General features: G+C 51.9%; 26 protein-coding genes and 1 riboswitch. Of the genes, 16 read left to right on the top strand and 10 right to left on the bottom strand.

The genetic code is table 11. From position 1 onward, the window contains the following. Positions 1-99 precede the first annotated feature (99 nt). The 3 genes from ybeD to lipA all read left to right on the top strand — a co-directional run bounded on the left by ybeD (position 100) and on the right by lipA (position 2124). Positions 100-363: a DUF493 family protein YbeD gene (ybeD, locus tag SGR01S_RS06165; RefSeq protein ID WP_020825613.1), complete on the top strand. Its 264-nt coding sequence runs from the start codon at positions 100-102 to the stop codon at positions 361-363. A 134-nt stretch (positions 364-497) separates the two neighbouring features. Further along, a complete protein-coding gene (lipB, locus tag SGR01S_RS06160) occupies positions 498-1166 on the top strand; it encodes a lipoyl(octanoyl) transferase LipB (protein ID WP_037417981.1) in 669 nt (222 codons plus the stop codon). Continuing rightward, on the top strand, positions 1159-2124 hold the full coding sequence (gene lipA / locus SGR01S_RS06155; protein WP_012005634.1) for a lipoyl synthase: 966 nt from the start codon (positions 1159-1161) through the stop codon (positions 2122-2124). The genes lipB and lipA overlap by 8 nt, the downstream gene beginning before the upstream one ends. A gap of 95 nt (positions 2125-2219) precedes the next feature. On the opposite strand, the gene tatA is transcribed toward lipA, so the two are convergent. Next, entirely contained in the window at positions 2220-2429 is a 210-nt protein-coding gene (gene tatA / locus SGR01S_RS06150; protein WP_037417979.1) for a Sec-independent protein translocase subunit TatA, read from the bottom strand. 219 nt (positions 2430-2648) lie between these two features. On the opposite strand from tatA, the gene SGR01S_RS06145 reads away from it, so the two are divergent. Next, positions 2649-3722: a diguanylate cyclase gene (locus SGR01S_RS06145; RefSeq protein WP_037417977.1), complete on the top strand. Its 1074-nt coding sequence runs from the start codon at positions 2649-2651 to the stop codon at positions 3720-3722. Here SGR01S_RS06145 and SGR01S_RS06140 read toward each other — a convergent pair. Further along, positions 3719-4147: a GNAT family N-acetyltransferase gene (locus tag SGR01S_RS06140; RefSeq protein ID WP_037417974.1), complete on the bottom strand. Its 429-nt coding sequence runs from the start codon at positions 4145-4147 to the stop codon at positions 3719-3721. The genes SGR01S_RS06145 and SGR01S_RS06140 overlap by 4 nt on opposite strands. An 82-nt stretch (positions 4148-4229) precedes the next feature. Further along, positions 4230-4292, top strand: a riboswitch (Fluoride riboswitch). Between the two features lie 76 nt (positions 4293-4368). On the opposite strand from SGR01S_RS06140, the gene crcB reads away from it, so the two are divergent. The 3 genes from crcB (at position 4369) to SGR01S_RS06125 (ending at position 6847) form a co-directional block, all read left to right on the top strand. Further along, complete coding sequence (gene crcB, locus SGR01S_RS06135; protein ID WP_037417973.1) at positions 4369-4752, top strand: fluoride efflux transporter CrcB; 384 nt, start codon at positions 4369-4371, stop codon at positions 4750-4752. Between the two features lie 302 nt (positions 4753-5054). Then, positions 5055-5651: a TetR/AcrR family transcriptional regulator gene (locus SGR01S_RS06130; protein WP_061806864.1), complete on the top strand. Its 597-nt coding sequence runs from the start codon at positions 5055-5057 to the stop codon at positions 5649-5651. A 5-nt stretch (positions 5652-5656) separates the two neighbouring features. Further along, entirely contained in the window at positions 5657-6847 is a 1191-nt protein-coding gene (locus SGR01S_RS06125) for a multidrug effflux MFS transporter (RefSeq protein ID WP_061806863.1), read from the top strand. 67 nt (positions 6848-6914) lie between these two features. Here the strand turns inward: SGR01S_RS06125 and cspE are convergent, their stop codons facing one another. After that, positions 6915-7124, bottom strand: coding sequence for a transcription antiterminator/RNA stability regulator CspE (gene cspE / locus SGR01S_RS06120; protein ID WP_002210315.1), 210 nt, complete (start codon positions 7122-7124; stop codon positions 6915-6917). Positions 7125-7470: 346 nt separating this feature from the next. Between cspE and SGR01S_RS06115 the strand changes: the two genes are divergently transcribed. The 5 genes from SGR01S_RS06115 (at position 7471) to SGR01S_RS06095 (ending at position 12534) form a co-directional block, all read left to right on the top strand. After that, a complete protein-coding gene (locus SGR01S_RS06115) occupies positions 7471-8634 on the top strand; it encodes a M20 peptidase aminoacylase family protein (RefSeq protein ID WP_061806862.1) in 1164 nt (387 codons plus the stop codon). A 184-nt stretch (positions 8635-8818) separates the two neighbouring features. After that, positions 8819-10144 (top strand): LLM class flavin-dependent oxidoreductase, encoded by a 1326-nt coding sequence (locus tag SGR01S_RS06110; protein WP_061806861.1) that lies wholly within the window; start codon positions 8819-8821, stop codon positions 10142-10144. 90 nt (positions 10145-10234) lie between these two features. Further along, on the top strand, positions 10235-10762 hold the full coding sequence (locus SGR01S_RS06105; protein WP_061806860.1) for a GNAT family N-acetyltransferase: 528 nt from the start codon (positions 10235-10237) through the stop codon (positions 10760-10762). A 47-nt stretch (positions 10763-10809) separates the two neighbouring features. Next, positions 10810-11697, top strand: coding sequence for an amino acid ABC transporter permease (locus SGR01S_RS06100; RefSeq protein ID WP_037417955.1), 888 nt, complete (start codon positions 10810-10812; stop codon positions 11695-11697). Positions 11698-11706: 9 nt separating this feature from the next. Then, positions 11707-12534: an amino acid ABC transporter ATP-binding protein gene (locus SGR01S_RS06095; protein WP_061806859.1), complete on the top strand. Its 828-nt coding sequence runs from the start codon at positions 11707-11709 to the stop codon at positions 12532-12534. 30 nt (positions 12535-12564) lie between these two features. Here SGR01S_RS06095 and SGR01S_RS06090 read toward each other — a convergent pair whose 3' ends face one another. Then, positions 12565-13074 carry a VOC family protein gene (locus SGR01S_RS06090; RefSeq protein WP_037417947.1) on the bottom strand — a complete coding sequence of 170 codons (510 nt, stop codon included), beginning with the start codon at positions 13072-13074 and terminating at the stop codon, positions 12565-12567. A 166-nt stretch (positions 13075-13240) separates the two neighbouring features. On the opposite strand from SGR01S_RS06090, the gene SGR01S_RS06085 reads away from it, so the two are divergent. Then, the gene (locus SGR01S_RS06085) at positions 13241-13720 is read left to right on the top strand and encodes a cold-shock protein (protein WP_037417943.1); all 480 of its coding nucleotides are present in this window, start codon (positions 13241-13243) and stop codon (positions 13718-13720) included. A 225-nt stretch (positions 13721-13945) separates the two neighbouring features. Next, positions 13946-14107 (top strand): YnfU family zinc-binding protein, encoded by a 162-nt coding sequence (locus tag SGR01S_RS24450; RefSeq protein WP_218000717.1) that lies wholly within the window; start codon positions 13946-13948, stop codon positions 14105-14107. Positions 14108-14113: 6 nt separating this feature from the next. On the opposite strand, the gene SGR01S_RS06080 is transcribed toward SGR01S_RS24450, so the two are convergent. The 3 genes from SGR01S_RS06080 to SGR01S_RS06070 all read right to left on the bottom strand — a co-directional run bounded on the left by SGR01S_RS06080 (position 14114) and on the right by SGR01S_RS06070 (position 17748). After that, complete coding sequence (locus tag SGR01S_RS06080; protein ID WP_037418180.1) at positions 14114-15562, bottom strand: GGDEF domain-containing protein; 1449 nt, start codon at positions 15560-15562, stop codon at positions 14114-14116. A gap of 593 nt (positions 15563-16155) precedes the next feature. Then, positions 16156-16707: a flavodoxin family protein gene (locus tag SGR01S_RS06075; protein ID WP_037417940.1), complete on the bottom strand. Its 552-nt coding sequence runs from the start codon at positions 16705-16707 to the stop codon at positions 16156-16158. 129 nt (positions 16708-16836) lie between these two features. Then, entirely contained in the window at positions 16837-17748 is a 912-nt protein-coding gene (locus SGR01S_RS06070; protein WP_061806858.1) for a LysR family transcriptional regulator, read from the bottom strand. A gap of 96 nt (positions 17749-17844) precedes the next feature. Between SGR01S_RS06070 and SGR01S_RS06065 the strand changes: the two genes are divergently transcribed. Continuing rightward, positions 17845-18906: an aldo/keto reductase gene (locus SGR01S_RS06065; RefSeq protein WP_061806857.1), complete on the top strand. Its 1062-nt coding sequence runs from the start codon at positions 17845-17847 to the stop codon at positions 18904-18906. A gap of 313 nt (positions 18907-19219) precedes the next feature. Continuing rightward, a complete protein-coding gene (locus SGR01S_RS24445; protein ID WP_218000716.1) occupies positions 19220-19381 on the top strand; it encodes a YnfU family zinc-binding protein in 162 nt (53 codons plus the stop codon). A 42-nt stretch (positions 19382-19423) separates the two neighbouring features. Here the strand turns inward: SGR01S_RS24445 and SGR01S_RS06060 are convergent, their stop codons facing one another. From SGR01S_RS06060 to SGR01S_RS06050, 3 genes are read right to left on the bottom strand one after another with little or no spacing between them, the layout of a single operon-like run. Continuing rightward, on the bottom strand, positions 19424-20539 hold the full coding sequence (locus tag SGR01S_RS06060) for a DUF4056 domain-containing protein (protein ID WP_061806856.1): 1116 nt from the start codon (positions 20537-20539) through the stop codon (positions 19424-19426). Continuing rightward, on the bottom strand, positions 20539-21669 hold the full coding sequence (locus SGR01S_RS06055) for a BamA/TamA family outer membrane protein (protein WP_061806855.1): 1131 nt from the start codon (positions 21667-21669) through the stop codon (positions 20539-20541). The genes SGR01S_RS06060 and SGR01S_RS06055 overlap by 1 nt, the downstream gene beginning before the upstream one ends. Continuing rightward, complete coding sequence (locus SGR01S_RS06050) at positions 21669-22655, bottom strand: putative outer membrane beta-barrel protein (RefSeq protein WP_370452806.1); 987 nt, start codon at positions 22653-22655, stop codon at positions 21669-21671. The genes SGR01S_RS06055 and SGR01S_RS06050 overlap by 1 nt, the downstream gene beginning before the upstream one ends. Between the last annotated feature and the right edge of the window lie 62 nt (positions 22656-22717).

Genomic DNA, 22717 nt, shown 5'->3' with positions numbered 1-22717 from the left:
GCGAAATCGCCCCCATATACTGATTAACTTTAACTCCCGCTCCGGCGGGAGTTATAATTTATAGAATCGCTATATTGATAGCCGCACTCTGGAGCGCACATGAAAACTAAACTGAACGAACTGCTCGAATTCCCTTGCTCATTTACCTACAAAGTAATGGGCTTGGCACAACCCGAGCTGGTAGACCAGGTGGTTGAAGTGGTGCAGCGCCATGCTCCTGGGGATTATAACCCACAGGTTAAACCGAGCAGCAAAGGCAATTACCACTCCGTGTCCATCACCATCAACGCGACTCATATAGACCAGGTGGAAACCTTATATGATGAGTTGGGCAACCTTGAAATTGTCCGCATGGTGCTGTAATTCCAGCACAAACACCTGCTTTTCAACCCGGGACAGAGTATTCTCTGCCCGGGTTGCGCATTTTTGGTCAGCGAAATGCTGGTCGCGGGCCAGAGCGCCCGGTATAATGGCATTACCACTTCTGTAACCTGGCGATGACTCTTTTGCAACCAGACAAGATCATTTTGCGTCAGCTGGGGTTGCAGCCCTACGAGCCTGTATCCCAAGCCATGCACAACTTCACCGATCGCCGAACCGAGACCACGCCCGATGAGCTGTGGTTGGTTCAGCATCAGCCCGTGTTTACCCAAGGCCAAGCCGGTAAAGCCGAGCATCTGTTAATGCCGGGTGACATTCCGGTGATTCAGAGCGATCGTGGCGGCCAGGTGACATACCACGGTCCGGGGCAACAGGTGATGTATGTGATGGTTGATCTGAAACGCAACAAAGTTGGCGTTCGCCAGCTAGTCACGGCTATTGAAGATACCGTTATTAATACCCTTGCCCACTTCAACATCGAGTCACGCGCCCGTCCGGATGCGCCCGGTGTTTACGTGGGGGAGCAAAAAATTTGTTCGTTGGGTTTGAGGATCCGTAAAGGCAGTTCATTCCACGGCTTGGCCTTGAATGTCGCCATGGATCTTACCCCTTTCCAGCGTATCAACCCTTGTGGTTACGCCGGCATGCAGATGGCGCAGGTCAGCGCGCTTGTGCCTGGCGTTGGTATTGAAGACGTACACCCAGTCCTGGTACAGGAATTTGTTCATTTACTCGGCTACCCGAAGGTCGAGCTTCGTAACTGGAACCTGCACGATTATGAGTAAACCAATTCAGATGGAACGCGGCGTAAAATACCGCGATGCAGACAAAATGGCGTTGATCCCGGTTAAAACGGTGGTCACCGAACGGCAGGAGCTGTTGCGTAAACCCGAGTGGATGAAAATCAAACTCCCTGCTGACTCTACGCGCATTCAAGGCATTAAAGCCGCAATGCGTAAAAACGGTCTGCATTCGGTGTGCGAAGAAGCTTCTTGCCCGAACCTGTCTGAGTGCTTCAACCACGGCACAGCCACCTTTATGATCCTGGGCGCTATCTGTACCCGCCGCTGCCCATTCTGCGACGTGGCACACGGTCGCCCAGTCGCCCCGGATGCTAACGAGCCGGAGAAACTGGCTCAAACCATCGCCGATATGGGTCTGCGTTATGTGGTCATTACCTCGGTTGACCGCGACGATCTGCGCGACGGTGGTGCTCAGCACTTTGCCGATTGTATCGCTGCCATCCGCGCTAAAAACCCGACCATCAAGATTGAAACGCTGGTACCAGACTTCCGTGGCCGTATGGATCGCGCATTGGAAATTCTGACCGAAACACCACCGGATGTGTTCAACCACAACCTGGAAAACGTGCCACGTGTCTATCGTCAGGTTCGTCCAGGCGCTAACTACGAGTGGTCACTGAAGTTGCTGGAACGCTTTAAAGAAGCACATCCGCACATCCCAACCAAATCAGGCCTGATGGTCGGTCTGGGTGAGACAAATGCGGAAATCGTTGAAGTCATGCGCGATCTGCGTCGCCATGGCGTCACCATGCTGACTCTGGGCCAGTACTTGCAGCCAAGCCGTCATCACCTGCCAGTACAGCGTTATGTCAGCCCGGCCGAGTTCGATGAAATGAAAGAAGAAGCGATGGCGATGGGCTTCACCCATGCCGCTTGCGGTCCGTTTGTGCGTTCGTCCTACCATGCCGATTTACAGGCAAAAGGGATGGAAGTGAAGTAATCGCAGCAATGAATTGTTACGTTTCCAATCACGGAAACGGCAAAAAACGGATGTCCTTGTGGCATCCGTTTTTTATTACCCAACAAAAAGCGTAATTACTGGTCTTTCTTTTCCACGCTCTGTGGGTTGGACTGGCTTTCAGCCGTGTTTGCTGGTGGCGGTGTCGTATCATCACCGACAGCCTTTTTAAAGCCTTTCAGTGCAGCGCCTAAATCTGCGCCCAGAGAACGCAGTTTGCTGGTACCGAACAGCAAGATGATCAACACCGCAATCACCAGAAGTTTGGTAATACTGAGACCTTCCATACTCACCTTCTTATTCATATAGCGCTGCGGACGCAGCGAAAAAACAAACCTTGCCTGATAATATTTACCTACTTTCCCTGAGCCAAAACAACAGCAACATGTAACAGAGTGAGATCTTGCGCCAAGATGCCATTTTAAATGCCTTGAACATTAATCAGACTATTCTGAGTTTCGTAGCTGCATGGTACGCTGTCCTTCTACTCATTGGGGAGTTGCCGGATGTACACGCCTTCAGTCATTGATACCCGACGTTCCGGCCTCAGCTTTGCCAAACGCACCTATTTGCCTCGTACTGTCGGCCTCGGGGTCGGTTTTATCTGTGTGTTCTCGGTGCTTTATTCGCAGCAAACATCCCCTTGGGTATGGAGCCTGCTGATTTTCCATGGTTTTATCTGGCCACACCTTGCTTATCAATGGGCACGCCGCTCCACCATGCCTTTCAAGGCTGAAATCCGTAACCTGCTGATCGATTCGTTTTTTGGTGGGCTATGGGTCGCGATGATGGCTTTCAATGCCTTACCGTCGGTAGTCATCCTGTCAATGATGGGCATGAACAATATCGCCTCTGCTGGAAAATCACTGTTCCTTAAAGGATTGGCCTTGCAAGTGTTCAGTGCCCTGGCGATCAGTGCACTGCTGGGCTTTCCCTTTCAACCACAAAGCACGCCGCTGCAGATCTATCTGTGCCTGCCGATGATCTACCTCTACCCCACACTCTTGGGGTTGGTGACTTACCGTACCGCCAAGCGACTGGCGGAGAAAAAACAGGAACTGCTGCGTATCAGCATGCGTGACGGCCTGACCGGATTGTACAACCGCCGTCATTGGGAACATTTACTGCATCACCAATTTGACAGTTGCCGGCGCTACCAGCACAGCGCGACGCTGATTTTGATGGATATCGATCGTTTTAAAACCATCAATGACACTTTCGGACATGCGCTGGGTGACGAGGCACTGGCGGTGCTGGCAGAAGAGCTGTTAATTGGATTACGTGCAGTGGATATTGTTGGCCGCTACGGCGGAGATGAGTTTGGTGCCGTGCTGCCAAACACCAGCGCTGAGCAGGCAAGTATTGCGCTGGTACGTATTCAGGAACGACTGAATGATATTATTTTCCGTGAAGCGCCACAGCTACGGCTGAATATCAGCGCCGGTATTGCCGATTACCACAGCGATATGAGCGGCTATCTGGACTGGTTAAAAGCCGCTGACAACGCGCTGTACCGGGCAAAAAACAACGGGCGTAATCGCCTGGAACTGGCCATACCCGCGACTAAACGCGTTAATTAATAGCTTAATAACTTAGCAAAATACTTAGGTACCTCACGAAACCCCTCACGCTGGTAAAACGCATGTGCTCGTTCCCGACGGCTATGACAATGCACTTCAAGGCGGTCACAGCCGCGTTGACGTGCCAGTGCCTCCCCCTCTAACAGCAAACGCTGACCAACCCCTGCGCCACGGGCATTATCGTCAACACAGAAGTAGCTGATGCGGCAAATATCCCCAGCCAATGCCAGTTGGGGCAGAAAATGCAGTGATAACACGCCCTGCACCTCATCGCCTTCTGTCGCCACCAATAATGCCTCGTCAGGATGAGCTAATAGTTGCATCAAACGCGTATCAATAAAGGATTCTGTTCCGGCATAATCCAACGCTTCCATCAATGCCACAATGGCGTCTTTATCTGCCAATACTGCTGCCCTCACTTTCATTTCTGTTGCTCCTGTCACCACCGATACTACAAAATAGGCAGCGCCAGGTGTAATATCCAGCCAGCGCAGTAAAACTGCTACGCTAAACAACGGAGATGACATTCCTCCATAACCGCCTTCACAGGCTGATGATGTCTACGTAACCTCTCAGAGGGGTGCGTAGCATTGTGCCTGGACCTTTCTGAGTTTGACTTCCCATTTAATGAAAGGCAGTTTTGACCATGTTGAGTTCTTTATTGGCAGTTTTTATCGGCGGCGGTGTGGGCAGCGTACTGCGCTGGACCATCAGTATGAAGATGAACCCGCTTAATGCCCATATTCCCTTGGGAACACTGGCGGTGAATTTGCTGGGCGGCTTTATCATCGGCTTGGCTATCGCAATCTTCTCCCGGATGACGCATCTGGATCCCACCTGGAAGCTGCTGATCACTACCGGTTTCTGCGGCGGTTTGACCACCTTTTCCACCTTTTCTCTGGAAGTGGTGTATTTGCTACAGGATGGTCGTTTCGCCTGGGCTCTGGCCAATATGTTGCTCAACCTGGCGGGCTCGCTAGCAATGACCCTGCTGGCATTTATGCTGGTGATTTGGATTAACGGGCAGTGAGCTCAATTTCGTTGCCTTAATGTTTCCTTAATCTGCCCTGCGCATAATCTCATCCAGTATCCCCAACTGGATGAGAACTCAGATGTTTAGCCTGCCAAAAACCGCCACTGAAATTACCGCGACTCTGCTGTGTCTGCTGATTGTTGGCACCTTCATCAAGGTTTATCTGTTCGCCTAACGTTCAGCACCCGACACGACCTTTACAGTTGTGCTATTGCCTATTGCCATAGTTGCATTACAATTGAGAATGAACGTTCACACCCAGAAAGTGAACCCTACTTCTCTTGGCAAAGGATCGGGACATGATATCCACCAGCGACAGCAGGCAGGCTAAAGTACAGGCGCGTCGCGATCAGATTGTTGACGCGGCAAAACTCTGTTTTCGCCAGCACGGTTTTCACGCCGCCAGCATGGCGGAAATCGCGCAAGGTTCCCAACTGAGCGTCGGCCAGATCTATCGCTACTTCGACAACAAAGACGCGATCATCGAAGAGATCGTCAATCGCATCATCGCCAGTAAAATGCGGCGTCTGGAAGATCTCGGTGATCATATCAACCTGATCGCCGGCACTCTGGCAGCACGTACTCTGTTTCAACAACCCGGTGAAAGCGAAACCGATCACATGTTGATGTTGGAGGTCACTGCCGAGGCCACCCGCAACCCAATCGTGGCGAAAATGCTCAGCGATGCAGAAACACGGTTGTTCCACCATGTTTGCCAGAACTTACAGCGGCTCTACCCGCATTTCAGCGAGCAGGAAATCGCTGCCAGGGTGGAATTTATTGCCGTTTTAAGCGAAGGCACCGGTTATCGCATCCTCACCACACAAAAAGCCGATATCAGCTTGCTGAACGGCCTATACCAACAAGCTATCTCTCACCTGTTCAGGAAACCCTAATCCACATGACCAGACAAATAGCCAGACAACGTCTGGTGTACGCGCTCGTGCTTGGCCTGCTTGCCTCACTAGGGCCGCTGTGCATCGACCTCTACTTACCTGCCCTGCCGGAAATGGCAGGTGAGCTAAATACTTCTACCTCCACGGCTCAGCTCAGTCTGACTGCCGGTCTGCTCGGGTTGGGAGTCGGTCAGCTGATTTTTGGCCCCTACAGCGACAAACTTGGCCGCATGCGCCCGCTGCTGCTTTCGCTGGCACTGCTGTTGGTGGCTTCCCTGTGGTGTGCACTGGCACCCAATATCGACCAATTACTGATCGCCCGCCTGTTACAAGGCTTGGCAGGTGCGGGTGGCGCCGTTATTTCCCGTGCCATCGCCCGCGATCTCTATTCCGGACACGAACTGACTCGCTTTTTCGCCCTGCTAATGTTGGTCAACGGCCTGGCCCCCATCATTGCACCCGTGTTGGGTGGCGCGATGTTGCAGTTTATGGACTGGCGCGGGATTTTCGGTGTTCTGGCAGCCATCGCAGTACTGCTGTTTACTCTCGCCAGTTTGAAACTGCATGAATCACTGCCTGCAGAGCGTCGCAGCCAGGGCGGGATCTTGGCGATGTTGCAATCTCTGGGCGGGTTACTCACCCAGCGCCAATTCATGGGCCTGTGCCTCACACAGGGTTTTGTCATGGCAGGCATGTTCGCCTATATCGGCGCCTCGCCTTTCGTGTTGCAGCAGATTTATGGCCTCAGCCCGCAGATGTTCAGCCTGTGTTTCGCCGTCAATGGCGTCGGGTTGATCATTTCTGCGCAGGTCGCCAGCCGTCTAAGCATACATTTTGGTGAAAGGAAGGTACTCAAAGGCGGTTTAACATTAGCGGCGGTCTCATCGCTGCTGTTGCTGCTGGCTGCCGCTTTGCACGCACCACTAGGACTGCTGATGGTACCGCTATTCTTCTCGGTGGCGGTGATCGGGATTGTCGGCCCTACAGCATCATCTTTGGCGATGCAAAGCCAGGGGGACAAGGCAGGGAGCGCATCTGCGCTGATCGGCGTGAGCATGTTTGCGCTTGGGGCATGCAGCGTGCCACTCACCGGATTGGGCGGTACTTCCAGCGTGTCGATGGCACTGACTATTGTGGGCTGTTACGCCATCGCCATCCTGCTGTTTAGCTTACTGGTACGTAAACAACCGGCCTGAGTTACAGCAAAATAATAATAAAAAACCCGCTCAAGGAGCGGGTTTTAAGAATTTCGGCTACTGTAGCTTAGATAGCGATAACGTTAGCAGCAGATGGCCCTTTGGCACCGTTCGTGATTTCAAATTCTACACGCTGGCCTTCAGCAAGAGTTTTGAAACCATTGCTAGCGATAGCAGAGAAGTGAACGAAAACGTCCTTGCTGCCATCTTCCGGAGTAATGAAGCCGAAGCCCTTGGATTCATTAAACCACTTAACGCTACCTTTAATCTTAGACATCAAACTTACCTTTAACGTGAATGTAAGACACAAAACGTGTGTCCAGTACAGTACAGCAATTAGACGGGATTTTGTCCACAACCTGGATCACATAAAACCGATAAAAAGTGAAAAAATCCGTCTCAAACGGTGTAAAGCATGTGTCCTCTTGGACATTGCCGCACTGGGTAGTCCAATCCTCTTAAAACCCTGGCGAACAACGACCGAACGCCTGTTTCACGCCCAGTCAACGCACGTTGCCATCGTGATGCAGACACAATCGCTATGAAATATAACCAGATAGTCTTTTTGCTTCCGGCCGCCCTGCACTAGGGTTAAAGCTTACTAACCACTGTGAGCCAAGACTATGACCTGCCAACTGGCCGAAAAAATCGTCGCCTACCGCCGTGAACTGCATCAGAACCCTGAGCTGTCCAATCACGAGTTTGCTACAACCGCCCGCCTCACCCGCTGGCTGGAAGAGGCCGGTATCCGTATTTTACCGCTGGGGCTGAAAACCGGCGTAGTGGCCGAAATCGGCAGTGGGAAGGGACCGATCATTGCGCTGCGCGGTGATATTGACGCGCTGCCAATCGAAGAAATTTCCGGCGTTCCGTTCAGTTCACAGAACAGCGGCGTAATGCACGCCTGCGGGCATGATTTTCACACCTCGGTCATGCTTGGCGCTGCACATTTGTTAAAAGCACGCGAGGCCACTCTGCCGGGTACAGTACGTGTTTTCTTTCAGCCGGCAGAAGAAACGTTCAATGGCGCCCAGCACCTGATCGACGCCGGTGCGCTGGATAACGTGGCCGCGGTGTTCGGCCTGCACAATGCGCCGGAACTGCCCACTGGCACCTTTGCTACCCGCGCAGGCCCGTTTTACGCCAACGTCGACCGCTTCCAGATCCTGATCACCGGTAAAGGTGCGCACGCCGCCAAACCGGAACAAGGTGTAGACACTATTGTTACCGCCAGCCAAATTGTGAATGCATTGCAAACCCTGCCGAGCCGTAGCTTTAGCTCGCTGGAGTCGCTGGTGGTAAGCGTTACGCGCATTGAGGGCGGCAACACGTGGAACGTCCTGCCGCAGACCGTGGAACTGGAAGGTACCGTGCGTACCCATAGTGACAAGGTACGCCGCCAGGTACCGGATAAAATCCGCCAGGTTATTAACGGTGTAGCAGCGTCCCTTGGGGCAGAAGCTGAACTGCACTGGCAGGCCGGGCCACCGGCGGTTGTGAATGACGCACGCTGGGCAACGTTCAGTAAAACTGTCGCTGTCGAAGCGGGTTATCGGGTAGAAGAGGCCGAATTGCAAATGGGCGGTGAAGACTTCGCCCTCTATCTGCACCATGTCCCTGGCGTTTTTGTCAGTATCGGCTCAGCAAGTGAGTTCGGTCTGCATCATCCACGCTTCAATCCGGATGAGCAGGCGATTTTCCCCGCCTCACAATATTTTGACTTATTGGCAGAACGCACGCTGCAACAATTAGCTACTGCACCAGAAAAAACCACTAGCAAGGTGTAAGACTCACCCAATAATTATTTCGCAGTGCAGGGTATTCTGCGCTGCGATTTATTATTTCTGCGCTGTTATATTTGCTATTTTCAACATTTGAATATGCTGTTTTGTTGTTTTACATCCTGATGTCGCTCATCAATAGTGGAGCTCTACAGATAGCGCCGCATGGGCACTTAACAGGGTGATAGCAATGAGCAACAGTGCGAAGAATCAACGACAATTGCGCCTTGGCGCCATTTTGCATGGTGCATCAGGAAATATGTCGGCCTGGCGGCATCCGGATGCCACTGCCGATGCCAGTATTAATCTCGACTTTAATATTGCCACGGCAAAGAAAGCCGAACAGGGTAAATTGGATTTCGTGTTTGTGGCCGACGGCTTATATATCAATGAAAAATCCATTCCGCATTTTCTTAACCGTTTTGAACCGCTAACCCTGCTTGCCGCCCTCTCTGCCGCCACCAGTAAAATTGGCTTGGTGGGCACTTTATCTACCTCGTACAGCGATCCCTTTACCGTTGCGCGCCAATTCGCCAGCCTTGATCACCTGAGCAAGGGCCGCGCCGGTTGGAATGTGGTGACTTCGCCGCTGGAAGGATCGGCAAAGAACTTCTCACGTACCGAGCACCCAGAGCACAGCCTGCGCTACCGCATTGCCAGCGAATACCTCGACGTGACCAAAGGGCTGTGGGACTCGTGGGAAGCCGACGCCTTTGTGCGTAACAAGTACAGCGGCGAATTCTTCAGTGCCGGGAAACTCCATACCCTGAATCACCAGGGTGAGTTTTTCTCGGTGCAAGGGCCACTGAATATTGGCCGTACACCACAAGGCCGCCCGATCCTGTTCCAGGCGGGCGCATCGGAAGACGGCAAACAGTTAGCGGCCAAACATGCTGACGCGATCTTCACCCACCATGACACCCAGCAACAAGCCCAGACGTTTTATCATGACGTCAAAAAACAGCTGGTAGAACAAGGGCGCGAACCGGATGACCTACGGATCTTCCAAGGTGTCAGCGTGATCGTCGGTGACGACAATGAAGACGTGGAGCGTCAGTATTGGGAAACCGCACGACTGGTCAGCATCGACAACGCGCTCAACTACCTTGGGCGCTACTTTGAGCACTACGACTTCTCCCGCCATCCTCTGGATGAGCCTTTCCCGGATATCGGGGAGCTCGGACAAAACAGTTTCCGTAGCACCACCGATACCATCAAGCGCAATGCTCGCGAACGTAATCTGACACTGCGTGAAGTCGCGCTGGAAGCGGCTTCACCGCGCCCGGTATTCGGCGGAACACCGGAAGCGGTGGCGGACGGTCTGCAAAACTGGTTCGACACGCATGCCGCCGACGGTTTCATCATTAGCGGTGGTACACCGAATTCATTTGGCCACTTTGTCGATCGCGTGGTGCCGATCCTCCAACAGCGTGGTCTGTTCCGCAGCGATTACAGCGGCGATACGCTACGCGAGCACCTTGGCCTCAAGTTGCCACCGAATCAATTTACGCAATAACCCATGTATTTTCAGGAATATCCGTTATGCGAACAACCTTTAGGGTCCGCCCCTTAAAACATAACAGCCTGGGCGATTAGGAGCATACAGATGGCAAATGACGTTTTTATCCAAACGCTGCCGGACGATCCGCTGATCGAACCGGTAATTGCAGGGTTGTTCGGTGAGTACCGCCAACGCTATGGCGACTATTTTGGTGACCAGGAACAGGAATCCTTGAGCCTCTACGCTCCGCCGCAAGGTGCTTTTATCGTGCTACTGCGCGCAGGGGAGCCGATCGCTATGGGGGCGTTCAAACGCTACGATCCGCAAACCGCTGAACTCAAGCGCATTTGGACGCGGACGGATCTGCGCCGTCAGGGCCTGGCACAACGGGTGTTGCAGCAGTTGGAAACACTGGCGTGGGAACAAGGCTATCGCCAACTCTATCTGACCACCGGTTTTCGTCAACCAGAAGCCGTTGGCTTGTATTTAAACAATGGCTATCAACCACAGTTCGATACCACCGTCGACAGTGAAGTCTACAGCCACCCGCCTTATGACGGCCGGTTGCCGTTTCGAAAAAACCTGATAACAGCGGGCGCAGTCTGTTGCGCATCGGAAAGGAAGATTGCCTAGGGGATTGTCCCCTTCCTACCCCTTTTATCTGTTTCAGGAGACCTGCGATGTCCAAACAAGAAGTATTAAAAGTGGTGCCCGCACGCTACCCATTACGGCTAGTGGGCGCGCTGTTTTCGGTCTTTATTCTGGCTGCAATCATCCAGTCAGTGGCAGTTAACGAACGTTGGGAGTGGGGTGTCTTCGCCGAGTGGTTCTTTGCGCCTGCGGTTCTGTCAGGATTGGGGCAAACCCTGTTGTTGACGCTTCTCGGCACACTGTTCAGCATCATTTTCGGCACACTGCTGGCGCTGGCACGACTGTCGCGGTCTTACCTGCTGGCCTCCTTGGCATGGGGTTATATCTGGCTGTTCCGCTCGCTGCCACTGATTCTGGTGCTGATCATCCTGTATAACTTCTCTTACCTGTATGACGCGATTTCACTGGGCATACCCTTTACTTCTGTAGTGTTCGCCAGCTACCCGACCATTGATATTCTCAGCCAATTTTCTGTCGCTGTACTCGGGCTCACGTTGGTCCAATCTGCCTATACCGCAGAAATCATCCGTGGCGGCATTATCGGCGTGGAGTACGGCCAACATGAGGCTGCCGCCGCACTGGGTCTGCCGGGTTATCGCCGCACTTTCCGTATTATTTTGCCACAGGCGCTGCGTTCCATCATCCCCACGGGCTTCAACGAAATTATCAGCCTGGCGAAGGGCACTTCGATTGTCTACGTGCTGGCACTGCCGGAACTGTTTTACACCATCCAGGTTATCTACAACCGCACCCAGCAAGTCATCCCGCTGCTGATGGTCGCCACCATCTGGTACCTGTTCATTACCACGGCGCTGTCAGTCATTCAGTATTACATTGAGCGCTATTTCGCCCGGGGCGCGGTACGCGAACTCCCGCCTACGCCATGGCAGAAACTGGCTGGCTGGTTAAAACGTTAGGAGAATCCCATGTCCGAAGCCATTGATTATTATGCCCTGCGCGAAGCGCCGGTCCGCAACCTCGTGCCAGTTCCCGCACGTGGTCTGATTGAAATCAGTAACGTGAGCAAGTTTTTCGGTAAGCACAAGGCGCTAGATGACGTCAGCCTAACGTTGCAGCCGGGCACCGTCACAGTGATTCTCGGGCCATCCGGTTCGGGGAAATCTACCCTATTACGAGCCATCAACCATCTGGAACGCGTCGATGAAGGTTTCATCCGTATCGACGGTGATTACGTTGGCTACCGACGCAAGGGAGACAAACTGTACGAGCTTAAAGAGAATGCCATTCTCAAGCAGCGCATCAATGTCGGCTATGTGTTCCAGAACTTCAATCTGTTCCCTCACCTGACGGTACTGGAGAACATCACTGAAGCGCCCGTGGTACATAAAATTTACTCGCGAGCACAGGCGAAAGACGTGGCTTATCAATTACTGGATACCGTCGGTCTGCGTCACAAAGCAGACGCCTACCCACGCCATCTGTCCGGTGGCCAACAACAGCGCATCGCTATTGCCCGCGCGCTGGCATTAAACCCAAAAGTCATTCTCTTTGATGAACCCACCTCAGCACTCGATCCAGAGCTGGTTGGGGAAGTTTTGGACGTGATCAAAGGACTGGCGGATCTTGGCGTAACGCTGGTGGTGGTCACCCATGAGATTGGCTTTGCACGCGAGGCCGCAGATCACATTGTGTTTATGGTCGATGGGAAAATTGTCGAACAGGGTGATGCCCGTCGAGTACTGAACCATCCACAACATCATCGCACCATCAATTTTCTCAATAAGGTGCTGTAACCGGTGGGGCGCAAGACGCGCCCCGTATATTCATGCCACCGTAAAACGGCGTTTTTCGGCGGCAAAATCCAGCGGTTTAATACCACGCTGATGACGATCTTGTTCAGTTAACAGTGCCTGCGGAATAAACCAGGTCACTTCAAACAGTAACCCGTCCGGATCGTGACCATAAATACTCTTATGTACACCATGGTCCTCCTCAAGCCCAAGAATACCGCGTTGTGCCAACTGATCACGAATGCGCTCCAGTTCTTCCAGGCTGTCGACTTCCCAGGCCAAATGGTACAACCCGGCTGGCGGCTCGTTTTCCGCCGGTGGTTCACCGTTAGCACGAAATACCCCCGCTCTTTGCTGTCCCAGATTTTTGCTGAACAACGCCAGGTCGTGATCGTTGTCCGAATCAGCGGCTTGGGTAAACACTGCTTTGTCAGGGCTATCGGAGGCTTTGAGCTTAAAACCCAGAACCTGATGATAAAAATCCGCGCTCTGTTGCACGTCACTGACATACAACACCGCATGATTCAGCCGTTTAATTCCCATCGATTTTCCCTTTCAGAAATGAATAACGTCAGGCTGAAAATAGCATGTGGGTAGAAACCCGCTAAATGCCGTTATTGCATTATCAAATGCTGGGCACACAATCTGTCACTGCAAGGCATTCCGCGCTATCATAAGCACTGTATTGAACGACTTTATGAGAATGATGATGAACGGCAAGATAACGACTTTTTTTGAAGACAAAGGCTTCGGCTTTATTACCGATGAGAACGGGGAAAATCGTTATTTTCACGTGATTAAAGTGCAGAATCCGGAGCTGATTAAGAAAAACGCGGCGGTGACTTTCGAGCCGACCAACAACACCAAAGGCCCTTCGGCGTTTGCGGTCAAGGTACTGGCATCGAGCAAGTACATCATCATCGCCAACGAAAGAATCAAAATCACCAGCATTAAATCCTTCAACACCTTCACCAAAGAAGTGCCGGTGAAAGCGGACGTGGATAAAGAAAACACGGTGTTGTCTGTAGGCCTGCTGATGAATCGCATTCGCCCGCAGTCCGAAGATGCGCCGCAGACCATGCAGACGCTGCGTATGCTGACAATCACCACTTTCCAGAACGACACCTATACCTTCTCGGAACACGAGATCGACATGGATGAAACGCTGAAGGTGCTGAAAAGCCTCTAATCACTGTCAACCGCATATGCCTCTGCATGTCACGTTGCAGTTCGCTCATCCTCAGGTCTGGTAAGGGCCTGCATGCGGCACCCGCACTAGTCGGGCGAATATAATCGCCCCCCTACAGTAACTCCGGGACCGCTGTAGCTTGAAGAATGACGGCGATAAAACATTCGAAGCAATTTGATATCACCTGTGTTAGCGTGGGTTTTCACCTGACACAGGCCATTCATTATGTCTGATACCAGTAGTGTTAAAGGCTTTATCAACCGCTCGACTAAAATCGCCTGCCCTAAATGCGCCTACGTCACCACCCAAAAGTGCGCCACACTACGAAAAAATGTCATGCTGATCTGCCCAAACTGCGGCACAGAATTTGAACCTAAACAGAACTAAAAAAACCTACTTGAACATAATGTGGCCAATACTGTTACCACTGACCACATTAAACGACTCAACACGGTTACGTCCCTGCGATTTGGCGCGATAAAGCGCAATGTCTGCCATATTCATGAGCTGTTCCAGCGACTTCACTTCGTTCATCGCCAAACTGGCAACACCGACGCTAATGGTAATGTTCAACGGCGTTTTCCCTCTGGGGTACACATCGGCCTTTTCTACCAATTGCCGCAAATGCTCCCCCAGGGCCAAACCCTGAGCCGCCAGTGCACGCGGTAGCATGATGGCAAACTCTTCCCCGCCCAAGCGACCAAATAGCTGATCGTGACGCAGTTCGCGCCGAACGACATGCGCAAATGAAGCCAATACCTGATCGCCAACCAAATGGCCGTAGGTGTCGTTAATTTGCTTAAAATGGTCGATATCGATCAACAGCAGCGACACCGCCTCTTTCGACTTATGTTTATGATCCAACAACTCGCCTGCCTTGCGTGTCAGTGCGTTACGCGCCAACACCCCGGTAAGAAAGTCGTGATTAGCACTGTGCTCCAGCCGCCGGAGTAGCTTGCGATTAACGGCGATCGAACTCGCCAGGATCAACGGCCCCATCACCAACATGGCGATCCCCAGACGGGCTGACATCAGCGTATCGAGAAACGCATTATGATTGTTCGGCGTTTCATACAGCATCAGGTTGGCGGAAATGCTGCTGATCTCGGTCATGCCCGTCAGCAGTGTTAGCAAGGTCACCGTGAATAGCTGGTAACGCACCGCACACCACAACAATGCCGGGATCGGGAAAGCAATAGCGCCAGGCCCACCGATATAGACACTGAACACCAACGAAAACAACAAGGCCAACAGTGGCATACCGGCACGCAGTTGCCAGTTGATCTGCATTCGCAGCAATTGCTTGAGCCGGGGTGCTGCCAGCAGCACCGGCAACAACAGCAAATTGGTCGAGAATTGCTCGCTGAACCACGCCAGCCAAGCGATCACTGCCGTGTTGTTGTACAAACTTTCGTTACGCAATATCGACAAAGTCGATGCCACTGCGGCCCCGCTCAGGCTGGCGGTAAACATATACAGGATGGCCTGAGGTTTACCCATCCGGCGTTGCGACTTCGGCAGCATCAGCATTACGGCATAACCAGTGCCAATCAGAGACATGTTGCAAGCATTAAGCCACATCGCCAGTGACAGGCTTTCACCGTTAGCCAAATCAGCAGCAATCATCCCAAGATAGGTGATCAGCCACCCCGCAGGAGTGGCATAAGCCGGCTTGCGTAATAACAGGCCAAGCAAAATCGCATTCACCGGCCAAAACAGGGAAAGTGAGCCTATTGGGCGAGTAAAAATACCCAGTAGTGAAAGTAAAAATGCCAGCAGAAAAAGTGTGATCAACTGGATGGTGGCAGGCAAGCCATGTTTGGTGTTTATTCTGGCGTTCATCGCCTTACCCATATATTGATAATAACCAGAGCAATTCTACGCATATTCCCTCGACAAACATGATGAGGAGGACATGACAACCGGACCTTAACGTAAAAAATACAGACAATTCAAAACGAGATTAATGGCCACTCGTCCGACAATAATATCCAGAGATATCTATCAGCATAGCGCAAACCTATGCCAATCAGCATTAACGCAAAAAACCATAAAATTAAAATGGGTATTATTTACTGTTTCGCTGCTCTGCTGCCCAATATTTTCCAGCAAGTTGTCCAGAAGCGCAATTCATAAAAAAAGCCCGCACAGTGCGGGCTCGCTTGAAGAGCAGCTAATCGACAGTTACGACACAGCCATTGCATGTCTGTGCTATTGCTCATTGTATCGCCAGAAGCTTAAGCACACCTTAGCAACAAAAAACCCGGTCTAGGAACCGGGAATATTTGTACGAAATGCAGTGTTAGCCCAAGCAGGCTAATAACATGCACCACTTTACGCTTCAATTGTGTAGAGAAAATGAGCAAGGCATGCGTATAAAAAAGCACAGTACGAGGGCAATAACCCCCTTTCGTTGACGAAAGGGGGAGTAACCATTACGCCAGTTTGGCGGCAAAGCCTGCAACACGCTGGCCGTATAAGCTGGCAGTTTCCAAATCACCAGACAGCATTTCATCCACACTGGCATCGGCCGGTGTTTGCACCAATAGCCCTACTGAGCCACCCAGATTGTTTACATCGGTGCGCTGTGCCGATTTGGTATTAGCCGGCATCAACCCCAAACTGACCCACAGGCCACCGTGCTGCGAAGCCAACGTTTGCAGCGCGATCAGCGTCACCTGCTTATCACCGTTCAGGCTGGCACTGTTAGTAAACCCACCGAAAACCTTGTCTTGCCATTTGCGACTAAACCAAGCCTTTGAACTGGCATCCGCAAATTTCTTAAATTGCCAGGATGGGCCGCCCATGTAGGTCGGTGAACCAAAGATGATGGCATCCGCTTCATCCAGTTTCTGCCAGGCTTCTTCGCTGATATTGCCTTCCTGATCGATAGCGATCAGTTCCGCCTCAGCCCCTTGAGCGACAACTTTTGCCAAACGCTCGGTGTGGCCGTAGCCGGAATGAAAAACAACCACTGTCTTCGCCATAATGGACTCCAGATCATTGTATTAGAGCGCCGACGGCACTCGAGGATAATGTGATCCAATCTAATCAACTGGCTCTGGAGTGAATACCAAATTTATCTGACAGAGTTATTCAAAAAAACCGGACGCTGCTCATGCCCCCGCAACCTTCGAGCCTTGCTGCCGGGCGAAATCAATAAAGGCACGAAGTGGACGGGGCATTTGTCTGTTGGCGGGATAATAAAGGTAAAATCCAGGAAATGGCGGCGTCCAGGTCGTCAATAGCGGTAACAATCGGCCATCACGTACAGCTTCTGCCGCCTGACTCTCAAATAAATAGGCAATTCCCAACCCATCAGCGGCCGCACGCACCAGAACTTGCGGATCATCCACAATTAACGGGCCTTCTACTGCAACATCCAATGTTTCTCCGTCACGCTCAAACTCCCAGCGATAAAGGTTGCCGTTGGTTGGCCAGCGGGTATTCAGGCAGCGATGCTGGCGTAACGCATAGGGGGTTTGTGGCGTTCCATAGCGTGCCAGATAAGTGGGCGATGCGACCACGCACATCCGCTGTTTCTCCCCGAGAGAAACTGCCACCATATCTTTTGGCAGCCGCTCGTGCAGACGTACACCTGCGTCAAAACCGGCAGCCACAATGTCTACCAGCCGATCCTCAACGCTCAGATCCACAATGATGTCAGGATAATGTACATTAAATGGGGCCAGCAACGGAGCCAGATAATGGATAGCCGCCAGACTGGACGCATTGAGCCGTAGCGTGCCCGCGGGTTGCAATCGCAATGCCGCAGTTTGCGTAACAGCCGACTCAATCTCGGCCATGGCCGGCTGCAGCTGGGCCAAGAGCAGCGCCCCCGCCTGCGTCAGTGCCACACTGCGAGTAGTACGGTTCAACAGGCGCACACCCAACCGAGCTTCCAGATTACGCTGCGTTTGACTAAGTGCTGAAGCAGACATACCCAATTGCGCTGCCGCGCGAGCAAAACTGCCATATTCAACAATGGCCGCAAACGCGCGCAGTTCTGCGAAGTCACTCCCCCTCATTATGCTCTCCACGCTTAATAATTCATGAAGATTATAGCGTATTCAATACACTTCCAGCGGAGCCTATCCTTGAGGAAAACCACAGAGGAAACGCCCATGCAAACATCACTTGCCCTGAACCATTACCGCCTTTTGGGCCGTTCTGGCCTTCGCGTCTCGCCACTGGCACTTGGCACCATGACCTTCGGTACCGATTGGGGCTGGGGCGCAGAACAGGCAGAAGCTCGCCGGCTATTCGATGCGTATATCGACCACGGCGGTAATTTTATTGATACCGCCAACCGCTATACCGAGGGCAGCGCCGAGCGCTTTATTGGGGCGTTCTCTACCGGCCGTCGCGATCGCTTAGTGATCGCCACCAAATACACACTGCCAATGCAGCCTGACAACCCAAACTCGGGGGGCAACCACCGTAAAAGCATGGTTCGCTCCGTGGAGGAAAGCCTGCGGCGTCTGAACACCGATTATATTGATCTGCTGTATCTGCACGCGTGGGACTCCACTACGCCCGTTGAAGAGATCATGCGTGCCATGGACGATTTGGTACGCGCTGGCAAGGTGTTGTATCTGGCCGTTTCGGATCTCCCCGCCTGGCAAGCTGCCAGAATGCAGACACTGGCCGATTTGCGCGGATGGTCGCCGTTGATTGGCTTACAGATCGAATACAGCCTGTTGGAACGAACCGTAGAGCGCGAACTGATCCCCATGGCACAGGAACTGGGCCTTGGGGTTATCCCATGGTCGCCGCTGTCCGGGGGCATATTAAGCGGTAAATACAGTCGGCAAGACTTACAGCCGCAGGGGGAAGAGAACGGTACCCGGCGCGCAATGGTACGCAACAAGGGCATGCTAACCGAGCGCAATATTTCAATTGCCGACACCGTGCAGTCATTGGCCGACGAGTCCGGTTTCAGTCCTTCGCAAGTGGCCCTGGCCTGGACGCTGCGCAACCCGGCAGTGACAGCGCCGATCATCGGGGCACGCACGCTGCCACAATTGGAAGATAACCTGGGAGCGCTGGAAGTCAAACTAACGGAAGATCAGTGGCAACGTCTGGAAACAGCCAGTGCTATTGAGCTGGGTTTCCCTCATGATTTTCTGGCGTTGCAGGCCTCGCGCGACATTATGTTTGGAGAGTTAGTCATTTCCCGCAGATAAAAAAAATCCCGCTCAAGGCGGGATAAACTTAACAGGGATGGGTACTACACTACAGGGAATGGATAACACACAACATCATCGGGTAGCTGTTAAACTACCAGCCTTAATGTATAGAACTGTCATCCCTGCGTAAGGTTGATCCGGCAGATGTAACGTCGGATGGAAATGTGACACTTTTGCTTCTGCGCCCTCTGTTCATGGCCGCAAAATTCCCCCATCGCGCTCACAAAAATGATTAATAAACAATCAATGAAGGGCTATTGATAACGCTGAATGGTAAAGTGAGGTTCCCTACATCGACCCGGTGAAAGATATGTCTATCTTTGAAGCCCTTAAGATGTTCAGCGACACCTCAGTAAAAATGACCTGTCCAAAGTGCGCTCACGTTTCTGAACAAAATAGCCGAAAGGTGCGTAAAAACATCACCATAATTTGCCCTAAATGCGGTCACTACTTCCTTCCTGACGAAAAGTGATGTCCCCACCCCTTGCCTTTATTGGGCAACAGGTAGAACAGGTCACTTATTTATACGTTGTAATTGAATCTGATCGGCAAATTTTGCCTGTTCGGCTAATTCAATAAATTGGGCGGGAACATAGAACCCTTCCGGGGATTTAAGACGTTGCATATCGTGGCCTTTATGAATTTGCAGTTCACCTATTAATTTCATTTCAACGCCCGCGACCTTTACCGGCATCGTTAAACGTACAGGTGTGATCTTTTCGAAAGGTACGGGTGTAGGCAGGCGATTTTCACTGAGATCATAGTTGCGATTAAGCACGAGGAATTTGTCTGGCACCCGGCGTTTGCTATTCCACCAGTCACCGTCAACCTCACGAAACTTTCGTTCTGTTTCCTGTTTGCTAACTGCGCCAAGCTGAATAAGTGCCTTAAGCAGGGCCTTTTCCATAGCGGTGTTGTAGTGCTCCACCGTATCGCCATGCCCCTGTAAAAGTACGTTAATCGCGAGCCTTGCGCCTAATAAATTGGAGTAAAGATCTTCAGGCGAGAATGCAGAAATCTCTTCTGAGAACCCCGGTACAGACTGGAAGCCATACCACTGGGCGATTTCATGCCACTGAGCCAGTTGGAACGCTAAATGTCCAGCAAGCCAGGCTGCCAATGTATAGCGCTTCACACTAGACGCTGGCGGTACAAATGAATAGAGCTGAACCCGCCTTAACCCCAGTTCTTCGCTATAAAAAATACGTTGCCGCTGCCCCAGTGACGGATAAATGCGGGTAAAGAGGTAAAAGGTGTTATCCGCAGTGTCCCGCACATGGGCGATATCAATAAACCCTCCACGATGGGTATAGATCAGCCCATTTTTTTCCTCGCTCAATCCAACGATATTTTTCACCGCCTCAAGCGCACTATCGTTGTAATGGTGTTTTCCCAGTGTACTGAGAGTGAGTACATTGCCGATCTGGTAGACAGGGATCGGCATCCCTACGGCACGAACCTGAAGATCATAGCCAAATGCACAGCACGGTCGCAGTGATTCAGGCGCAACAAGATGTTGTGCCACAGGCCAAACCCGTTTAGCCTGCCCAACGGGTAAGATTTCCGCTTTGCCGGGCATGCTGTAATACCCAGAGACCACAAACAGCAAAGTGAGAAGAAGCCCACGCATTAGAAAGCCTCCGCGATTTGAAAATAAAACCCGGCACTCTCTTTTCCAAAACCCAGATCGAGGCGGATATTCATATTCGGTTTGACTTCAAAACGGTAGCCAGCCCCCACTGTTGGCAAGAGCGGATGTTGAGATAAATTCTGCGGGCTGTCTCCCAATGCACCGGCCCCCACCCACAACACATAACCGTGTCGCCAACTAAGCTGCTTACGGTATTCCACCTGCGTGCTGACCACGTCTTTATCGCGATAACGCCCCTTGTAATACCCGCGTAAACGTCTATCGTCGCCCGCCTCAGAAAGCCGATCCCAGGGAACGTCACCTTGTGTAAAACGCCCCCACACATCGAACGCAAGAACATCAGCGTCGTTAAGTGCAAGATAGTAATTATATTGCAGCTGTAGCGCGGTAAACCGGGTATCCGAGCCTAACTCAGGGTCAAAAAGGCTGTATTCTGCGCTGAAAAACTGCCCCTTCCGTGGGCGAGTAATCACGTCTCGCGAATCGTAGTTTAACGCCATCGTAGCCCCTGAACTTACCGAAGAGGTCGGCACGTCATAACGCGAAAAAAGATCACCCGCATGCGGTTGATCTACTGACGCGTGCAAGGACGAAACATCCCAACCAACCCCGGCATACAGATTACCCACCAGCCTATACAGAACCTGAGGGTGGAGACGAAATGAATCCTCGGTGTATTTCTGCTCGCTACCCTGTGCAGCGTCATAGCCTATTCCCCAAAATTTAGTGGGGACTTTCGCCACCGAGCCTTCAACAAAAAGCCGCCATTGATCATCGTGAAAAAACGTATAGTTTGTCAGCCCCAGACCCAACGCACCGCTGGTGGTGATAAGCCCGGTAAGTGATATGGAAGAGTTCTGCGTTTTTTTATCGGTAGGATCAACACGGTAAATCCCTGCCACGGCGATACCCAGCCCCAGTTTGAGCTCCGGTGTATAAAATGGGCCTGGGAGGATGCTCCAGTTAATGCCTCGCGCAGGATCGTATTGATTATCCGCGCCAAGTTTGCCCAAAAAGGTATCAATGGATTCACGCGACACGCTCTCAGCGTTCGCCTGCATCATTATCATACTCAGCAAGATACCGATCGAGATACTGGGCTTATTCATCAGAATCTGTATTCACCCGCCAGGAAGAAACTGTTGCGATCGTTAAAACCTATTTCGGTCAGCACATTAAAGTTTTGCGTGATTTCATATTGCGCCCCAACCAACATATTCCATGGGGAAGTCAGGTGCTGCTTCACATCAAAACGTCCTGAATCATCCCGATTGACCGCCGCTATCAGCGGTTGAAGCTCTGGGGGCATATGCAAGTCCGAAAGCTTTCCTTTGAACTCCTGCTGAACATCCTGGTACATGGCACCAAGCCAAATGCCCAAATGAGATGGCCCAGAAATCCCCTGTAAATTAAAGCGATAGCCCACGCGTGGCGAAATGGTTGTGGCCGATATCTTGCCATCGAGAATATCAAAATCGGTTTGGGTGTAGTTGGTATCCACCAATGTAAACCAATTGCCGTAACCCCCTGCGAGTGTAAAACCAGCGCCGTAGGTGGTGCCTTTAAAGTCGAGTGTGAAATCGATATTTTGCAAATCACCGGTAGTATTGAGACGATGGACCGCCGCAGCGATCACACGATCCAGCCCGGTATAAAGTGAGGGATCTGCATCCACTGAAACGTTAGAAACAGACGATCCCTTGGTGTATCCCACCAGCCCATAAATATTCAGGAAGGGGAAAACCCACATATCGAGGCGAAGGTTTTCGCTTTTGCTGCGCTCGCGCGTATGCGCCACATCGATGTTAAACAAATCAGAGGGAATAGGATGCGCGCCGAGGTTTAACCCGGAAAAGGTAATGCTATCGACATCCACATTCTGCCGTATATTCATATAGCTGAGGTTTGCACCAAACGGCAATGGTATTGAGTAGCCGCGTGCTCGGGCCTCATCTCCCCATATGGGAAACGTACTATCACTTTGCGTTGTTTCAGTGGTGGCCCCAAACGCGCTTCCCGATAAAAACAGCAACGGCAGCGCGACCCGCCAGGCACAAAAATTAACGCTATCCGACTCTCTACGCCTTAGCATCATCATCAAGCTCCCTCAGTTATACAGGGTGTTTAAGGCCAGGTTTCGGGGGGTCTACAACCCGG

Origin of the sequence: Serratia grimesii NBRC 13537, from assembly GCF_001590905.1 — a bacterium.
Lineage (GTDB): Bacteria > Pseudomonadota > Gammaproteobacteria > Enterobacterales > Enterobacteriaceae > Serratia > Serratia grimesii.
This window is presented reverse-complemented; position numbering and strand designations above follow the sequence as displayed.

Excerpts from the sequence above, each read along its gene's own strand:
- ybeD (WP_020825613.1), top strand. The coding sequence starts at position 100 with ATGAAAACTAAACTGAACGAACTGCTCGAATTCCCTTGCTCATTTACC.
- lipB (WP_037417981.1), top strand. The coding sequence starts at position 498 with ATGACTCTTTTGCAACCAGACAAGATCATTTTGCGTCAGCTGGGGTTG.
- lipA (WP_012005634.1), top strand. The coding sequence starts at position 1,159 with ATGAGTAAACCAATTCAGATGGAACGCGGCGTAAAATACCGCGATGCA.
- tatA (WP_037417979.1), bottom strand. The coding sequence starts at position 2,429 with ATGGAAGGTCTCAGTATTACCAAACTTCTGGTGATTGCGGTGTTGATC.
- SGR01S_RS06145 (WP_037417977.1), top strand. The coding sequence starts at position 2,649 with ATGTACACGCCTTCAGTCATTGATACCCGACGTTCCGGCCTCAGCTTT.
- SGR01S_RS06140 (WP_037417974.1), bottom strand. The coding sequence starts at position 4,147 with ATGAAAGTGAGGGCAGCAGTATTGGCAGATAAAGACGCCATTGTGGCA.
- crcB (WP_037417973.1), top strand. The coding sequence starts at position 4,369 with ATGTTGAGTTCTTTATTGGCAGTTTTTATCGGCGGCGGTGTGGGCAGC.
- SGR01S_RS06130 (WP_061806864.1), top strand. The coding sequence starts at position 5,055 with ATGATATCCACCAGCGACAGCAGGCAGGCTAAAGTACAGGCGCGTCGC.
- SGR01S_RS06125 (WP_061806863.1), top strand. The coding sequence starts at position 5,657 with ATGACCAGACAAATAGCCAGACAACGTCTGGTGTACGCGCTCGTGCTT.
- cspE (WP_002210315.1), bottom strand. The coding sequence starts at position 7,124 with ATGTCTAAGATTAAAGGTAGCGTTAAGTGGTTTAATGAATCCAAGGGC.
- SGR01S_RS06115 (WP_061806862.1), top strand. The coding sequence starts at position 7,471 with ATGACCTGCCAACTGGCCGAAAAAATCGTCGCCTACCGCCGTGAACTG.
- SGR01S_RS06110 (WP_061806861.1), top strand. The coding sequence starts at position 8,819 with ATGAGCAACAGTGCGAAGAATCAACGACAATTGCGCCTTGGCGCCATT.
- SGR01S_RS06105 (WP_061806860.1), top strand. The coding sequence starts at position 10,235 with ATGGCAAATGACGTTTTTATCCAAACGCTGCCGGACGATCCGCTGATC.
- SGR01S_RS06100 (WP_037417955.1), top strand. The coding sequence starts at position 10,810 with ATGTCCAAACAAGAAGTATTAAAAGTGGTGCCCGCACGCTACCCATTA.
- SGR01S_RS06095 (WP_061806859.1), top strand. The coding sequence starts at position 11,707 with ATGTCCGAAGCCATTGATTATTATGCCCTGCGCGAAGCGCCGGTCCGC.
- SGR01S_RS06090 (WP_037417947.1), bottom strand. The coding sequence starts at position 13,074 with ATGGGAATTAAACGGCTGAATCATGCGGTGTTGTATGTCAGTGACGTG.
- SGR01S_RS06085 (WP_037417943.1), top strand. The coding sequence starts at position 13,241 with ATGAACGGCAAGATAACGACTTTTTTTGAAGACAAAGGCTTCGGCTTT.
- SGR01S_RS24450 (WP_218000717.1), top strand. The coding sequence starts at position 13,946 with ATGTCTGATACCAGTAGTGTTAAAGGCTTTATCAACCGCTCGACTAAA.
- SGR01S_RS06080 (WP_037418180.1), bottom strand. The coding sequence starts at position 15,562 with ATGAACGCCAGAATAAACACCAAACATGGCTTGCCTGCCACCATCCAG.
- SGR01S_RS06075 (WP_037417940.1), bottom strand. The coding sequence starts at position 16,707 with ATGGCGAAGACAGTGGTTGTTTTTCATTCCGGCTACGGCCACACCGAG.
- SGR01S_RS06070 (WP_061806858.1), bottom strand. The coding sequence starts at position 17,748 with ATGAGGGGGAGTGACTTCGCAGAACTGCGCGCGTTTGCGGCCATTGTT.
- SGR01S_RS06065 (WP_061806857.1), top strand. The coding sequence starts at position 17,845 with ATGCAAACATCACTTGCCCTGAACCATTACCGCCTTTTGGGCCGTTCT.
- SGR01S_RS24445 (WP_218000716.1), top strand. The coding sequence starts at position 19,220 with ATGTCTATCTTTGAAGCCCTTAAGATGTTCAGCGACACCTCAGTAAAA.
- SGR01S_RS06060 (WP_061806856.1), bottom strand. The coding sequence starts at position 20,539 with ATGCGTGGGCTTCTTCTCACTTTGCTGTTTGTGGTCTCTGGGTATTAC.
- SGR01S_RS06055 (WP_061806855.1), bottom strand. The coding sequence starts at position 21,669 with ATGAATAAGCCCAGTATCTCGATCGGTATCTTGCTGAGTATGATAATG.
- SGR01S_RS06050 (WP_370452806.1), bottom strand. The coding sequence starts at position 22,655 with ATGATGCTAAGGCGTAGAGAGTCGGATAGCGTTAATTTTTGTGCCTGG.